The following is a 13,966-nucleotide window of genomic DNA, read 5'->3' as shown; positions in this document are numbered from 1 at the left end:
CCCAACGACCAGGACTCCAGCTCCGTGCGTTGGGCCTCGTTCCTCGGCGCCAACCTACGAGCGTCCCTACGGCTCCACCCCCTCCACGATGATCACCTCCGCCCGCGCCACGCCCTGGCGATAGCCGCAGGCTTCTTGGTACTCCGCCGAGCGGTAGCACGCCAGCGCCTGCTCGTAGGAGGTGAACTCGATCACCACGCTGCGCTGCGGCGTCTCCCGTCCCTCCAGCGCCTCGGAGCGGCCGCCCCGAGCGAGGACCTTGCCGCCATACCTGGCAAAAGCGGCCGGTGCGTGACGGGTGTATTCGCTGTAGCGCTCCGGGTCCGTCACATCGACGTGGGCGATCCAGTAAGCCTTCATGCTGACCTCTGCTGTTTCGGCTAAATTGGTATTATGGTATACCAGATTACCTATCCTTCAATCCAGCCAGGTACCGCACCATGCCGTTCAATCGCATCGAAGAAATCATCGAAGACTTCCGCCAGGGCAGGATGGTCCTGCTGGTCGACGACGAGGACCGCGAGAACGAGGGCGACCTGCTCCTGGCGGCGGAAATGTGCACGCCCGAAGCGATCAACTTCATGGCCCGCGAAGCCCGCGGCCTGATCTGCCTGACCCTGACCGACGAGCACTGCCAGCGCCTCGGTCTGGAGCAGATGGTGCCCGCCAACGGCAGCGCCTTCGCCACCGCCTTCACCGTCTCCATCGAGGCCGCCAGCGGCGTGACCACCGGCATTTCCGCCGCCGACCGCGCCCATACCGTACTCACCGCCGTCGCTCCGGAAGCTTGCGCCGACGACCTGGTGCAACCCGGCCACATCTTCCCCCTGCGCGCTCGCGAAGGTGGCGTGCTGACCCGCGCCGGGCACACCGAAGCCGGCTGCGACCTGGCTCGCCTGGCCGGCTTCAGCCCGGCGGCGGTGATAGTCGAGGTGATGAACGACGACGGCAGCATGGCCCGCCGACCGGACCTGGAAGCCTTCGCCGAGAAGCACGGGATCAAGATCGGCACCATCGCCGACCTGATCCACTACCGCCTCAGTACCGAGCACACGGTCACCCGCATCGGCGAGCGCGAACTGCCCACGGTGCACGGCACCTTCCGCCTGGTCACCTTCGAGGACCGCATCGAGGGCGGCGTGCACATGGCCATGGTGATGGGCGACATCCGCCGCGACGAACCGACCCTGGTGCGGGTGCATGTGATCGACCCGCTGCGCGACCTGGTCGGCGCCGAATACACCGGGCCGAAGAACTGGACCCTCTGGGCCGCGCTGGAGAAAGTCGCCGAGGCCGGCCACGGCGTGGTGGTGGTGCTGGCCAACAACGAAACCTCCCAGGCCCTGCTGGAGCGCGTGCCGCAACTCACCCAGCCGCGCCGCCAGTTCACCCGCTCGCAGTCGCGCATCTATTCCGAAGTCGGCACCGGTGCGCAGATCCTCCAGGACCTGGGCGTCGGCAAGCTGCGCCACCTGGGCGCGCCGCTGAAATACGCCGGCCTGACCGGCTACGACCTGGAAGTGGTGGAGACCATTCCGTTCGAGGGCTAACCCCGCCTGCCCGGTCCATTTCCTGTAGGGGCGAATTTATTCGCCAAGGGCTGCGCAGCAGCCCCCTTGGCCTTGCAGGGGCAGCCCTTCGGCCTGCTTTTTGAATGAATTCCCCCCTACAAGAAGGCACCACCACTCTCCATCACCTCCAGGCAATTAGCGGCACGGCGACAACCGGCAAGGCGGAGTACTTGCAGAAAGTTTGGAATACCATAATATGACATTCCGTAGGCCGAGATATTTCCCGGGAACTGCCTCCCGGCCCGGCCGCCCTTGATGGCCCCACGGGGCCCCTGCTCCTGATAAGCGGGTAAGGCAAGCCCGCTTGCGTACAAACACAACAATGAGGGCAAGCAAGATGGTGTTTAAGAAACGCGCTACCGCGGTACTCGCCGCAGCATTCCTGGCCGCGACCGGCACCGCCGCCATCGCCGCCGAAAACATCAGCTTCGTCAGCTGGGGTGGCACCACCCAGGACGCACAGAAGCAGGCCTGGGCCGAGCCCTTCAGCGAGGCCAGCGGCATCCGCGTGGTGCAGGACGGCCCCACCGACTACGGCAAGCTCAAGGCCATGGTCGAGAGCGGCAACGTGCAGTGGGACGTGGTCGACGTCGAAGCCGACTTCGCCCTGCGCGCTGCCAGCGAAGGCCTGCTCGAGCCCCTGGACTTCAACGTGATCCAGCGCGACAAGATCGATCCGCGCTTCGTCTCCGACCACGGCGTCGGCTCCTTCTACTTCTCCTTCGTGCTGGGCTACAACCAGGGCAAGGTCGGCGGCAAGACCCCGCAGGACTGGACCGCCCTTTTCGACACCGCCAACTACCCGGGCAAGCGCGCCCTCTACAAATGGCCGAGCCCCGGCGTGCTGGAACTGGCCCTGCTGGCCGACGGCGTACCGGCCGACAAGCTCTACCCGCTGGACCTGGACCGCGCCTTCAAGAAGCTCGACACCATCAAGCAGGACATCGTCTGGTGGGGCGGCGGCGCCCAGTCCCAGCAACTGCTCGCCTCCGGCGAAGCCAGCCTGGGCCAGTTCTGGAACGGCCGCGTCTATGCCCTGCAGCAGGATGGCGCGCCGGTCGGCGTGAGCTGGAAGCAGAACCTGGTCATGGCCGATTTCCTGGTCATTCCCAAGGGCGCCAAGAACAAGGAGGCGGCCATGAAGTTCCTGGCCAACGCCAGCAGCGCCAAGGGCCAGGCCGATTTCGCCAACCTCACCGCCTATGCCCCGGTGAACGTCGACAGCGTCGGCCAGCTCAAGGGCGACCTCGCCCCCAACCTGCCCACCGCCTACGCTAAGGATCAGATCACCCTCGACTACGCGTACTGGGCCAAGAACGGCCAGGCTATCGCGGCTCGGTGGAACGAATGGCTGGTCAAGTGAAGATGGCCGCCATCCAGCCCAACTCGCCGGCCAAGGCCACCGGAAGCGCATCCCGCGCTTCCGGCAACCTCCAGTCCAAGGCTGTGCCGATGAAGCAAGACAACCAGGCCGCGCTGCGCTGGCGCGGCGCCCGCAACCTGATCCCGGCCCTGCTGTTCCTCGGCCTGTTCTTCCTCGCGCCGCTGATCGGCCTGCTGCTGCGCGGCGTGCTGGAACCCACGCCGGGCCTGGGCAACTACGAGCAGCTGTTCGCCAACTCGGCCTATGCCCGCGTGCTGTTCAACACCTTCGCCGTCGGCGGCCTGGTGACCCTGATCAGCCTGCTGCTGGGCTTCCCCCTGGCCTGGGTGATCACCCTGGTGCCGCGCGGTTGGGGCCGCTGGCTGCTGAACATCGTGCTGCTGTCGATGTGGACCAGCCTGCTGGCGCGCACCTACTCCTGGCTGGTGCTGCTGCAGGCCTCCGGCGTGATCAACAAGGCGCTGATGGCGCTGGGCATCATCGACCAGCCGCTGGAGATGGTGCACAACCTCACAGGCGTGGTGATCGGCATGAGCTACATCATGATCCCCTTCATCGTGCTGCCGCTGCAGGCGACCATGTCGGCCATCGACCCCATGGTGCTGCAGGCCGGCTCCATCTGCGGCGCCAGCCCCTGGACCAACTTCTTCAAGGTGTTCCTGCCGCTGTGCCGGCCTGGCCTGTTCTCCGGCGGCCTGATGGTCTTCGTCATGTCCCTGGGTTACTACGTCACCCCGGCCCTGCTGGGCGGCGCGCAGAACATGATGCTGCCGGAGTTCATCGTCCAGCAGGTGCAGTCCTTCCTCAACTGGGGCCTGGCCAGCGCCGCCGCCGCGCTGCTGATCGCCATCACCCTGGCGCTGTTCTACGTCTACCTGAAGCTGCAGCCGGAATCGCCGGTGGCTTCGAGCACTGCGAGGTAAGCCATGCTGCTGTCACCCAACGCCATGGGCCTGCGCCTGCGCATCGGCCTCTACCTCACGACAGGGACGATCGCGGCCTTCCTGCTGCTGCCGATCCTGTTCATCGTGCTGCTGTCCTTCGGTTCCTCCCAGTGGCTGGTGTTCCCGCCGCCGGGCTGGACCCTGAAGTGGTACGAACAGTTCTTCTCCAACGCCGAGTGGATGGAATCGGCCCTGGCCAGCCTCAAGGTCGCCGTGCTGACCACCATTTGCTCCGTGGCGCTGGGCCTGCCCACCGCCTTCGCCCTGGTGCGCGGCAAGTTCCCCGGACGGGAGATGCTCTACGGGCTCTTCACCCTGCCGATGATCGTGCCGCTGGTGATCATCGCCGTGGCCGTCTACGCCCTGTTCCTCAAGCTGGGCTACACCGGCACGCTGTTCTCCTTCGTGGTCAGCCACGTGATAGTCGCCCTGCCCTTCACCATCATCTCGATCATCAACTCGCTAAAGCTGTTCGATCAGTCCATCGAGGATGCCGCGGTGATCTGCGGGGCCTCGCGGCTGCAGGCGGTGATCAAGGTGACCTTCCCGGCGATCCGCCCCGGCATGATGGCCGGCGCCCTGTTTGCCTTCCTGGTCTCCTGGGATGAGGTGGTGCTGAGCGTAATGATGGCCAGCCCGACCCTGCAGACCCTGCCCGTGAAAATGTGGACCACCCTGCGCCAGGACCTGACCCCGGTGATCGCCGTCGCCTCGACGCTGCTGATCGGCCTGTCCGTCCTGGTAATGGTGATCGCCGCCGCCCTGCGCCGGCGCAACGAAGTCAGCGCCTGAGCGCCGAGGTAAACGAAATGAGTGCCGTGATCCAAGACACCCGCGAAAACAAGACCCTGGTCAGCCTGCGCAACCTGAACAAGCACTACGGCGACTTCGCCGCCGTGGACAACATCTCCCTGGACATCCAGGACGGCGAGTTCCTCACCTTCCTCGGCTCCAGCGGCTCGGGCAAGAGCACCACGCTGTCGATGCTGGCCGGCTTCGAGACGCCCAGCTCCGGGGAAATCCTGGTGGAAGGCAAATCCCTGGTGAACGTGCCGCCGCACAAGCGCGACATCGGCATGGTGTTCCAGCGCTACTCGCTGTTCCCGCACCTCAACGTGCGCGACAACATCGGCTTCCCGCTGGACATCCGCAAGCAGGCCGCCGGCGAGCGCGAGCGCCGCGTCGAAGCCATGCTCAAGCTGGTGCGCCTGGACCCGTTCGCCCACCGCCGTCCGGCCCAGCTCTCCGGCGGCCAGCAGCAGCGCGTGGCCATCGCCCGGGCGCTGGTCTACGAGCCACGCATCCTGCTGATGGACGAACCCCTGGGCGCCCTGGACAAGAAGCTGCGCGAAGACCTGCAGGACGAACTGCGCCACCTGCACCGTCGCCTCGGCATCACCATTGTCTACGTCACCCACGACCAGGAAGAAGCCATGCGCCTGTCCCAGCGCATCGCCATCTTCAGCCACGGACGGATCGTCGGCCTGGGCAGCGGTTATGACCTCTACCAGAACCCGCCGAATGCCTTCGTCGCCTCTTTCCTGGGGAACTCCAACTTCCTCAAGGTGAAGGCCCAGGGCAATGCCGCCGCCAGCTTCGAGAACCAGTCCCTGGCCATCCGCCCCACCGCCGGCCTGCACACCGGCCAGGACCTGGTGCTGATGGTCCGCCCGGAAAAGGCCCAGGTGCTGACCCCGGACCAGGCCGCCCGGGAACCCCTGGCCGCCGGCTGGAACCAGATCCAGGCCAAGGTTGCGGAAACCGTGTTCCTCGGCGAGTGCCTGACCTGCAGCGTGACCACCGCCAGCGGCGCCAGCCTGACGCTCAAGGAGCTTTCCGGCTCCACCGCACCGCTGCAACTGGGCGCGCCGGTACTGGTCCGCTGGGCCGCGGCGGACGCCTGCGTCTACACGGAGTGGAACGAAAGCGACCTGACCAAGGGCGCCGGAGCGCATTGAGGAAATGGCCAGGCATCCCCTGTCACCAGGGGATGCCTGACCGAACTCCGGACAAGACGGTAGGGTGCGCCGCGCGCACCGAATATGATGCCCAATCCTGACACCGAGCCCGCCGACGCCAATGCCGGTGCGCGCAGCGCACCCTACGTGAAGCGTCGATGCAAAAGGGGACTCAACCCGCTTCCTCGGCGTTCTTCTCCGCCTCATCCAGCTCCTTCAGGCGCTTGTCATACATGGCGCATTCGTCCTCGCCGGCCTTGGTCGAGGTCTCGGGTTTCAGTTCCTTCATTTCCTGGTTGATCTCGCGCGCCTTCTCCGGATTACTCTCGGTGACCTGCTTGACCTTGGCGGCCAGCAGCTTGGACTTGGCCGCGGCTTCGTCGGTGGTGCAGGCGCCATGGACCCACAGGGGGGACAGCAGGAAGAGGCAGGCGCCCAGGACGCAGGGCATTTTCATGGCGTGATCCTCGCGTTGCGAACAGCCCGTACCCTTTGGTGGATGGCTCCCCGCCTGGGAAAGTTCAGGTGGAATCGCCACCGTCGCCCTCGAAAACTCACCGCCAATCCACTACCGCAGACCACGTCTGGCCAAAGGAAACGCCCGGCGTCCGGGCCTGTACCGCCCATGCCAGGGTTTCGACCTTTCGTTGGGTGAGCACGCCATGCGCATTGACACAGGGGGCGTCGCCGAAAAGGATTGAACCGAGACCGCGCCAACTGTGCCTGCGCCGGTGGCGTGCCCCTGCGTGCTGCTCTTCTCGATAGCGAGGTGGATATGTCTACCCCGAATGCGCGTGAGAAAGTCCTGGCGAGAGTCCCGCCCCTCTTCAAGTCCTCCAGCATCTACGTCGGCATGCTGATGGCACTGGCCCTCTATGCCGCAGTCGCCATTCCGCTGGACCTCTTCGGCCCATAGCCGCTCAATCAAGTTTCACTGTCCCACCAGATAACTCGCCAATTGGCCCTGCCCCGCCAGGGCCTCGACGAGTCTGATATCCCGATACAAGAAAAACTCAACTACGACGAAATCCGGCGACAGGCGAAAAGTAGTGGGAACGGATAAGAATCAGGCGACGACGGCAGAATTAATCCGGATCGCACAGGCAACTTCACAAACCCTCTCAAGTGCATTGATCCTGCAAAGATCCGGCTGAAATCCGTGAGATAAATGCACCAAACAGAGAGCGTCAAAAAAAGCTCACGAGAAAAATTCAAACAATCTTCATCACAACGCCATACAAAAACAAAAGAACACCCAAAAACAAGACTCGACAAATGTTGAGCACCAGCTGATAACAATCTTTATTCAAGCTACAAGATGGGAAATGGGAATACTCACTTGCTGGTGGCGATTGAGGATATTCAACAAGAGCATCACTCGTTGTTCTCCGTCCATGGCCAGGAAGATCGCATCCATCTCCGCATAGGGCCCGACCCGGACCTGAACCCTGTCCCCGGGGTTCAGTGCGGCGCATTCACCCGCCTCGTCGCAGCGCTGCCTGAGGTGTTCGACGATACTGTCCGGCACCCGCGAGGGCGTTCCCGAGAAGCTGACGACCCGCGTCACGCCTCGCGTTGAGCGCAATGCGGTCCAGTTGTCCTGGGCATGGAAGTGGACGAAGAGGTAGCCGGGGAACATGGGCAGGGCGAGCCGCCTGAGCTTGCCACCCTTGAGGCTTTCCACCTTGAGGGTCGGGCAGAAGCAGTCGAAGCCCTGGCGCAGCAGGTGCTCCCGCGCGCGCTCGTCCTGGCGTGCTTTGCATTGCACGAGATACCAGGCGATGTCAGGGAGAAGTACGTGCTTATTCATGGCCGTCCCTAGCGCGAATTGATCTCTAACTGACGCTAGTTCTTCCCTGAGTTTCGCGCCGCCGGGCAAATCGGCTCGCCGACTAATGGTAGGAGCAGCCCCGGGAGTTTGCCGTGCAACTTGCCCGCTGGTCGGAAAGAGCCAGCCACCCACGCAGAAAGACTGTGCGCCTTAAATGGCGAACTATCCTGATTTTCTGTCTCCTGACAGCACTCATTGAAGGCACTCTGCCATCAATTACTGCACATGGAATTGTGATCCCAAGTTAGTACACAAGTTCCAGACAAACAAACTTTCGCCAAACTTGTTGAAGGCGAGTGGCGGTAGCATTGTGTCCAGTTGAATAACTGCACGGTCGACAAGGAAGCGGCTCGATCATTCCCCTCCCCCCCCCGTGCCTTGCCGCTCCAGCGTCCTGCTGGCGACGGCAACCGTTCCAGCCCTGCCCCGAAGTCGAACCGAGTCACCCAAGAGTCCACCAGGGACGCCTCCCGGCGCCTCCCCGGCTGGGTCCCCTGCACAGCGCAAAGGAGTCGGCGTCATGGTCCAAGTCAGCTATCCCGGTGTCTACATCGTCGAAAAGGCCAGCGGGGTACGCACCATTACTGGTGTCGCGACCTCCATCGCCGCCTTCGTCGGCTATACGCGCAAGGGCGTGCCCGACAAGGCTGTGGCCATCACCAGCTTCGCCGATTTCGAGCGCAGCTACGGCGGCCTCGACCGCGACAGTCCGCTCTCCTACGGCGTGCGGCAATTCTTCCTCAACGGCGGGACCCAGGCCCTGATCGTGCGGGTCGCGGTCGGTCACGGCACCAGTGCCTGGGTGCTGGAGAACGGCGCCGGCGACCCGGCCCTCGAAGCCAACGCCGCCAGCCCCGGCACCTGGGGCAACGGCCTGCGGCTCAGCGTGCAGCACACCGGCGTACGCAACCCCGACAGCGACTTCAACCTGGTGGTCTCGCAATTGCAGGCCGACGGTACCACCCTGGTACCGGTGGAAACCCATCGCAACCTCAACCTTGACTCGAACTCGGCGCAGTACGCCGTCTCGGTGATCAACAACGCCTCGGCCCTGATCCGCGTCGTCCGCAGCGGCGGCCTGACCTTCGACGCCGGGCGCGCGGTCAGCGGCGAGATCAGCAGCTTCCCCCTCGACCCGGCCGACACCACCATAGGCGGCACCCTGGACGGCACCACCCCCTTCCTGCTGAACCTCCAGGGCGGGCCCTGGAACAACATCGGGGACCTGGTCACCTCGACCAACGACGCCATAGTCGACGCGGGACTGGCAGCCCAGTTGCAGGCCCTGGAAACCGGCGCCGACGGTGAGACCGGCAACGACCACCTGACCCTGGAAGCCCTGGTCCCCGGCGAGTCCTCCAGCGTAACCATCGCCGCCGGAGCTTTCGGCGGTCTCAGCGCGACCATCCACCTCGGGCTGGTCAACCAGGGCCGCGAATTCACCGCCGCCGCCGAGCACCGCCCGGCGCTGGTCGGCAACCTGGCGCCGGCGACACCGGGCGTGGACGGCACTCCCGGCGACGGCACGGCGGTAGTGGGCAACGAATTGGCCAAAACCGGCATCCACGCCCTGTTGGATGTGGACCTGTTCAACATCCTGGCGATTCCGGAAACCTTCACCATGAACGCCCTCGAGCAGGCCTTTGTGATCCCCGCCGCCACGGCCCTCTGCGAAACCCGGCGCGCCTTCTACATAGTCGACGCGCCGATCGACAGCACCCTGGCCACCATCGGCGCCTGGGCCGGTACGGCCTCCAAGTCGCGCAACGCCGCCACCTACTTTCCCGCCGTGCGTATCGTCGATCCGCTGGACGGCCTGCGGCCAAGGGCGATGGCCCCCTCCGGCACCCTGGCCGGGGTCTATGCACGCACCGACGCCACCCGCGGCGTGTGGAAGGCCCCCGCCGGCACCGATGCCGTGCTCAACGGCGTACTCGACCTGGCCCTGCCGGTCAACGACCTGGAGAACGGCCAGATCAACCCCCTGGGGGTCAACGTGCTGCGCAGCTTCCCCGCCTACGGCCGGGTTTCCTGGGGTGCCCGCACGATGAAGGGCGCCGACGCCCAGGCCGACGAATACAAGTACATCCCCATTCGCCGCCTCGCCCTGTTCATCGAGGAGAGCCTGTACCGGGGCACCCAGTGGGTGGTCTTCGAACCGAACGACGAGCCACTCTGGGCGCAGATCCGCCTGAACATCGGCGTCTTCATGAACGGCCTGTTCCGCCAGGGCGCGTTCCAGGGCAAGACGCAGCAGGAAGCCTTCTTCGTCAAGTGCGACAAGGAGACCACCACCCAGGCCGACCGCAACCTCGGCATCGTCAATATCCAGGTCGGTTTCGCCCCGCTGAAACCGGCGGAATTCGTCGTCCTCACCATCCAGCAGATCGCCGGCGATCTGCAATAAAGGGAGTCGGATCATGGCCCAATTCGCCGTCAACACCCATCGCTTCGATCCCTACAAGAACTTCAAATTCCGCATCAAATGGGATGGTCGCTACGTCGCCGGGGTGAGCAAGGTCGGCGCGCTCAAGCGCACCACCGAAGTGGTCGAGCATCGCGAAGGCGGCGACCCTTCCACCTCGCGCAAATCCCCCGGACGCACCAAGTACGAGGCCATCACCCTGGAGCGCGGCGTGACCCACGACCTGGAGTTCGAGGCCTGGGCCAACAAGGTCTGGCACGTGGGCACCGGGCTGGGCGCCGAGGTGAGTCTCAAGGACTTCCGCAAGGACCTGATCCTCGAGGTCTACAACGAGGCCGGCCAGGTGGTGCTGGCCTACAAGATCTACCGCTGCTGGGTCTCCGAGTTCCAGGCGATGCCCGACCTCGACGCCAATGCCAACGCCATCGCCATCCAGACCCTGAAGCTCGAGAACGAGGGCTGGGAGCGCGATCCGGAGGTTTCCGAACCCACCGAACCGGTCCTGGCGGGCTGAGCCGAGCCATGCACCCGCTTCCCTCGCGCATCGCCCTGCGGCCCTTCGGCGAACTCCCGGACCTGGACCTGGATTTCGCCGACCGCGACCGGCCGCGCCTGGTCACTGACCTGCTGGCCCAGTGCGCTGCCGGCGCCGACGCCGCGTTCTGGTGGGCGCAACCGGTGGCTGCGCGCAGCGCCGCCCTGCTGCGCCTGGTGGCCGTCACCGACGGCATCCAGGAGCTGCCCTTCAGCGCACACTGCCCGGCCTGCGCCGAGGCGTTCGAGTTCGAACTCGAGCTGGCGACATTGCTGGCCGGAGCCGACGACAGCGGGCCGATCCGCATCTGCCTCGACCCGGGCAGCGAACTGGCCCTGCGCCGCCCCACCGGCGACGACCTGCGCCGCTGGCGTTGCGCGCAGCCCGCCACCCGCGCCGAGGCCTTGCGGCTGATGCTCGACGACCTGCTGCTGGAGGGGCAGGTGCGGCACGAGGACGAGGCCCGGCTTTCCGCAGCCGTGGCGGCGGCGGACCCGCTGGTGGCCCTGGCCGTGGCCTGCGACTGCCCGGCCTGCGGCGCTGCCAGCGAAGTCCCCATCGCCCTCGACGACGCCGCACTGACGCGCCTCGCCGCGCGCCAGCGGAGGCTGCTGCGCGAGGTGCACTGCCTGGCCTCGCGCTATGGCTGGAGCGAAGCCCAGGTCATGGCGCTGCCGCCCACGCGCCGCGCCCAGTACCTTGCCCTGATCGAGGCCTCATGATGAGCGACTACTTCGCCGCCCTGATGCGCGCAAGCAACCTGTTCGCCAGCAGCGCCGCCCCCACCCCGGAGGCCCCGCTGGAGTTCGGCGTGGAGGTACCGGCGCCGCCTCTGTCCGCTGCGCCCGCGCCGCATCCCGTCCGCTCGGAGACGCGAGCCACAGTGGCCGCCAGCGAGCAATCGACGCCCGTCGCCCCGGTAGCGCAGCCAGCGCCTGCCCGCCAGCGCCACGACGACCGCCATCCTGCCACCAGCGCCATGCCGGCCCCCGTCGCGCCGGGACCGCGTGCAGAACCCGCTACCCTGTCACCAGCCACTTCGCAGTCCGGGCAACCCGGCGTCGAAATGCCGGACGGCGACCCGCCGCGCCGTCCCCGGGCTGACGAACTGGTCCAGGCAGCCATGCGCTGGGTGGCGAGCGACCCACAGCTGGTACCGCCGGGGCAGCAAGTGCCCATGCACGGCCACGCAATGGCGCACATGCCGGACAGCGGCCTGACGCCCTTCGCGGCCATCCCGCCTCAGGTCATCGCGCCGCTCGATCCACCACGGCCGCCGCTGGGCGCCGACGCGGCCAGTGCTCCGCTGCCCGCGCCAGTGGCATTGCCGATCCAGGCAACGGAACCCGCCAGGCGCCACGCCGAGCCCGAGGCACAAGTCTCGGAGGCCGAAGAGCTCCTGGAGATTTCCATCGGCGCCATCCACCTGCGGGTCGAGGCCCCGGCACCGCAAACCCTGGCCCGACCGGCCACGCCAGCGGCACCCGCACAGCAGCCGGCGGCATCCGCGTCTCCCACTCGCAGCGGCCTGTCGCGCCGCGCACTGCGGCGGCTCTGACCATGGCCCTCGCGGATTCCGGCAAGGCCATAGGCGCGGTCACCCGCCTGATCCAGGATCACCTGATCAGGCGCGGCTTCGATGTCTCCATCGGCAAGCCCGAGGATGCGGCGAATATCGATTCCAACGAGAAGCTCAACCTCTTCCTCTACGAAACCGCCTTCGATCCGCAGCTGCGCAACCTGTCCCTGCGCGACGGCGAACCGCCGCCGCTGTGGCTGGTGCTGAAGTTCCTCCTGACCGCCTTCGACGTCGGCGAAAGCAGTGACACCGCCGCCGCCCACGACCTGCTCGGGCGCGGCATGGCGGCGCTGCACGAACTCGGCTTCCTGCCGCTGGACACGCTGGTGGCGATGGACGTACGCCTGGCCCTGGAGCACAACCCGGAGCCGCTCAAACTGAGCTTCGACGAATCCGGCGCCGACCTCCTGGCCAAGACCATGCAGGGCGCCGAGGAGCGCTACCGGCTTTCAGTGGCCTTCCAGGTGCGGCCGGTGATGATAGTGCCGGCCAGCCTGCCGCGCGGCGCGCTGCTGGTGGGCGTGGACTACAGCACCACGCCCGAGACCCTGATCGGCCGCGAAGGCGTACAGGTGGCCGTGATCCCTTCCATGGGCTCGCGCCTGGACCGGGTCGAGCCCGCCCGCTTTGAAGCCGGCGCCACCCTCACCCTTTATGGCGACGACCTCAACCCGAGCAACCTGGAAGTGCTGCTGGGCAACGTCCAGCTCAGCGTGGTCGAACGCCAGCCGCAACGGCTGGTGGTGACGGCCGAAGGCAGCCCCGGCAACCCGATCGCCTCGGGCACCACCCTCTCCGCCGGGGAAATGCCGCTGGTGGTGCGCCGGCGCCTGTCGCCCACCCGCACCCGCTCCAGCAACCTGCTCGCCGCGCGCCTGCTGCCGACCCTCGACAGCGCCGCACTGGTGGGCGGCGACCTGCACCTGCAAGGCACCCTGCTGGGGACCGACAGCGACGACCTGATGGTGCTCTTCTATCGCGAAAGCGATGGCGTGACCCTGCACCTGTTCGACGAGGCCACCACCGCCGCCGACCAGCACAGCCTGGTGGTTCCCGGCGCCGCGGCGGCGGTGCCGGCCGGCAGCTACCGGGTGATCCTGCGGGTGAACAACCAGCAGGCCAAGGCCAGCCCGCGGGTGGTGGTGCCATGAGCAATCCGCTCAACGTCCAGGCCCTGGCCGACCCGGTGGCCTTCCTCCCCGGCGTGCACGGCCAGGATGCCCAGGCGCGCTACTGGCTGGCCCAGGTCACCCTGCGCCTGCGCCGCGAGATCTGCTGGCTGTGGCGCGAGCGGCGGCTGCAGGGTGGCGACGAGGCCGCGTGGCCGCCGACGGTGGACAGTACCCTGGCGGCCCTCGACCTGTTGCGCTACGAGCACGACAAACGGGCCTTCTTCGCCGAAGACGTCACCGCCCGCTACCTCGGCGAACGCATCGCCGCCGCACCCCCGGATACGGCCAGCGCGCCGCGCGGCTCCTTCGGCTGGGTCGCCCGGCAGTTGGAGCTGGCGCCGGTGGAGCGCTTCGTCCTGGCGCTGGCACTGCTACCGGGCATCGACAGCGCCGCCGGGCCGGTGATCGCCAGCTGCCTCAACGACCTGTCGCGCACCAGTCCCAACCTGGCCCTGGCGCAACGCCTGTGGGACGCGCCGGACGAACTCCTGCGCTGTTTCGACCCGGCGCACCCGCTGTTGCGCCATGGCCTGCTGACCACGACCCAGCCCCATGACTGGCACAGCG

General features: G+C 66.5%; 14 protein-coding genes and 1 pseudogene. 12 read left to right on the top strand and 3 right to left on the bottom strand.

Annotation, left to right across the window (positions count from 1 at the left end):
* Positions 1–66 precede the first annotated feature (66 nt).
* Positions 67–360, bottom strand: a complete 294-nt coding sequence (locus tag E8F12_RS00135) for a DUF1330 domain-containing protein (protein WP_280323249.1) — start codon at positions 358–360, stop codon at positions 67–69.
* Between the two features lie 80 nt (positions 361–440).
* Here E8F12_RS00135 and ribBA point away from each other — a divergent pair, with 80 nt between their 5' ends.
* From ribBA to E8F12_RS00110, 5 genes are all read left to right on the top strand, one after another.
* Positions 441–1,550 (top strand): bifunctional 3,4-dihydroxy-2-butanone-4-phosphate synthase/GTP cyclohydrolase II, encoded by a 1,110-nt coding sequence (ribBA, locus tag E8F12_RS00130; RefSeq protein WP_280323248.1) that lies wholly within the window; start codon positions 441–443, stop codon positions 1,548–1,550.
* Positions 1,551–1,908: 358 nt separating this feature from the next.
* Complete coding sequence (locus E8F12_RS00125; RefSeq protein ID WP_280323246.1) at positions 1,909–2,934, top strand: polyamine ABC transporter substrate-binding protein; 1,026 nt, start codon at positions 1,909–1,911, stop codon at positions 2,932–2,934.
* Positions 2,919–3,878, top strand: a complete 960-nt coding sequence (locus E8F12_RS00120) for an ABC transporter permease (protein ID WP_280323245.1) — start codon at positions 2,919–2,921, stop codon at positions 3,876–3,878. Before E8F12_RS00125 ends, E8F12_RS00120 begins: the two co-directional genes overlap by 16 nt.
* A gap of 3 nt (positions 3,879–3,881) precedes the next feature.
* Complete coding sequence (locus E8F12_RS00115) at positions 3,882–4,691, top strand: ABC transporter permease (protein ID WP_280323244.1); 810 nt, start codon at positions 3,882–3,884, stop codon at positions 4,689–4,691.
* A 17-nt stretch (positions 4,692–4,708) separates the two neighbouring features.
* Positions 4,709–5,857 (top strand): ABC transporter ATP-binding protein, encoded by a 1,149-nt coding sequence (locus E8F12_RS00110; RefSeq protein WP_280323243.1) that lies wholly within the window; start codon positions 4,709–4,711, stop codon positions 5,855–5,857.
* 172 nt (positions 5,858–6,029) lie between these two features.
* Here E8F12_RS00110 and E8F12_RS00105 read toward each other — a convergent pair whose 3' ends face one another.
* Positions 6,030–6,314 carry a hypothetical protein gene (locus tag E8F12_RS00105; RefSeq protein ID WP_280323242.1) on the bottom strand — a complete coding sequence of 95 codons (285 nt, stop codon included), beginning with the start codon at positions 6,312–6,314 and terminating at the stop codon, positions 6,030–6,032.
* A gap of 318 nt (positions 6,315–6,632) precedes the next feature.
* On the opposite strand from E8F12_RS00105, the gene E8F12_RS00100 reads away from it, so the two are divergent.
* Positions 6,633–6,773, top strand: coding sequence for a hypothetical protein (locus E8F12_RS00100; protein ID WP_280323241.1), 141 nt, complete (start codon positions 6,633–6,635; stop codon positions 6,771–6,773).
* 390 nt (positions 6,774–7,163) lie between these two features.
* On the opposite strand, the gene rfaH is transcribed toward E8F12_RS00100, so the two are convergent.
* Positions 7,164–7,667, bottom strand: a complete 504-nt coding sequence (gene rfaH / locus E8F12_RS00095) for a transcription/translation regulatory transformer protein RfaH (protein ID WP_280323240.1) — start codon at positions 7,665–7,667, stop codon at positions 7,164–7,166.
* Between the two features lie 541 nt (positions 7,668–8,208).
* On the opposite strand from rfaH, the gene E8F12_RS00090 reads away from it, so the two are divergent.
* The 6 genes and pseudogenes from E8F12_RS00090 to E8F12_RS00065 form a co-directional block, all read left to right on the top strand.
* A complete protein-coding gene (locus tag E8F12_RS00090) occupies positions 8,209–10,095 on the top strand; it encodes a phage tail sheath C-terminal domain-containing protein (protein WP_280323239.1) in 1,887 nt (628 codons plus the stop codon).
* A gap of 13 nt (positions 10,096–10,108) precedes the next feature.
* On the top strand, positions 10,109–10,627 hold the full coding sequence (locus E8F12_RS00085) for a phage tail protein (RefSeq protein WP_280323238.1): 519 nt from the start codon (positions 10,109–10,111) through the stop codon (positions 10,625–10,627).
* A gap of 8 nt (positions 10,628–10,635) precedes the next feature.
* Positions 10,636–11,370: a hypothetical protein gene (locus E8F12_RS00080; protein WP_280323237.1), complete on the top strand. Its 735-nt coding sequence runs from the start codon at positions 10,636–10,638 to the stop codon at positions 11,368–11,370.
* Complete coding sequence (locus E8F12_RS00075; protein ID WP_280323236.1) at positions 11,370–12,206, top strand: hypothetical protein; 837 nt, start codon at positions 11,370–11,372, stop codon at positions 12,204–12,206. The genes E8F12_RS00080 and E8F12_RS00075 overlap by 1 nt, the downstream gene beginning before the upstream one ends.
* A gap of 2 nt (positions 12,207–12,208) precedes the next feature.
* Positions 12,209–13,378 (top strand): Pvc16 family protein, encoded by a 1,170-nt coding sequence (locus E8F12_RS00070; RefSeq protein ID WP_280323235.1) that lies wholly within the window; start codon positions 12,209–12,211, stop codon positions 13,376–13,378.
* A pseudogene (locus E8F12_RS00065) lies at positions 13,375–13,966 on the top strand (ATP-binding protein); the annotation flags it as partial. The gene E8F12_RS00070 and the pseudogene E8F12_RS00065, both read left to right, overlap by 4 nt.

The sequence above is a fragment of the Pseudomonas sp. BN102 genome (genome assembly GCF_029871245.1).
GTDB lineage: Bacteria > Pseudomonadota > Gammaproteobacteria > Pseudomonadales > Pseudomonadaceae > Metapseudomonas.
This window is presented reverse-complemented; position numbering and strand designations above follow the sequence as displayed.

Excerpts from the sequence above, each read along its gene's own strand:
- E8F12_RS00135 (WP_280323249.1), bottom strand. The coding sequence starts at position 360 with ATGAAGGCTTACTGGATCGCCCACGTCGATGTGACGGACCCGGAGCGC.
- E8F12_RS00090 (WP_280323239.1), top strand. The coding sequence starts at position 8,209 with ATGGTCCAAGTCAGCTATCCCGGTGTCTACATCGTCGAAAAGGCCAGC.
- E8F12_RS00105 (WP_280323242.1), bottom strand. The coding sequence starts at position 6,314 with ATGAAAATGCCCTGCGTCCTGGGCGCCTGCCTCTTCCTGCTGTCCCCC.
- E8F12_RS00075 (WP_280323236.1), top strand. The coding sequence starts at position 11,370 with ATGAGCGACTACTTCGCCGCCCTGATGCGCGCAAGCAACCTGTTCGCC.
- E8F12_RS00080 (WP_280323237.1), top strand. The coding sequence starts at position 10,636 with ATGCACCCGCTTCCCTCGCGCATCGCCCTGCGGCCCTTCGGCGAACTC.
- E8F12_RS00070 (WP_280323235.1), top strand. The coding sequence starts at position 12,209 with ATGGCCCTCGCGGATTCCGGCAAGGCCATAGGCGCGGTCACCCGCCTG.
- E8F12_RS00120 (WP_280323245.1), top strand. The coding sequence starts at position 2,919 with ATGGCTGGTCAAGTGAAGATGGCCGCCATCCAGCCCAACTCGCCGGCC.
- ribBA (WP_280323248.1), top strand. The coding sequence starts at position 441 with ATGCCGTTCAATCGCATCGAAGAAATCATCGAAGACTTCCGCCAGGGC.
- rfaH (WP_280323240.1), bottom strand. The coding sequence starts at position 7,667 with ATGAATAAGCACGTACTTCTCCCTGACATCGCCTGGTATCTCGTGCAA.
- E8F12_RS00125 (WP_280323246.1), top strand. The coding sequence starts at position 1,909 with ATGGTGTTTAAGAAACGCGCTACCGCGGTACTCGCCGCAGCATTCCTG.
- E8F12_RS00110 (WP_280323243.1), top strand. The coding sequence starts at position 4,709 with ATGAGTGCCGTGATCCAAGACACCCGCGAAAACAAGACCCTGGTCAGC.
- E8F12_RS00085 (WP_280323238.1), top strand. The coding sequence starts at position 10,109 with ATGGCCCAATTCGCCGTCAACACCCATCGCTTCGATCCCTACAAGAAC.
- E8F12_RS00100 (WP_280323241.1), top strand. The coding sequence starts at position 6,633 with ATGTCTACCCCGAATGCGCGTGAGAAAGTCCTGGCGAGAGTCCCGCCC.
- E8F12_RS00115 (WP_280323244.1), top strand. The coding sequence starts at position 3,882 with ATGCTGCTGTCACCCAACGCCATGGGCCTGCGCCTGCGCATCGGCCTC.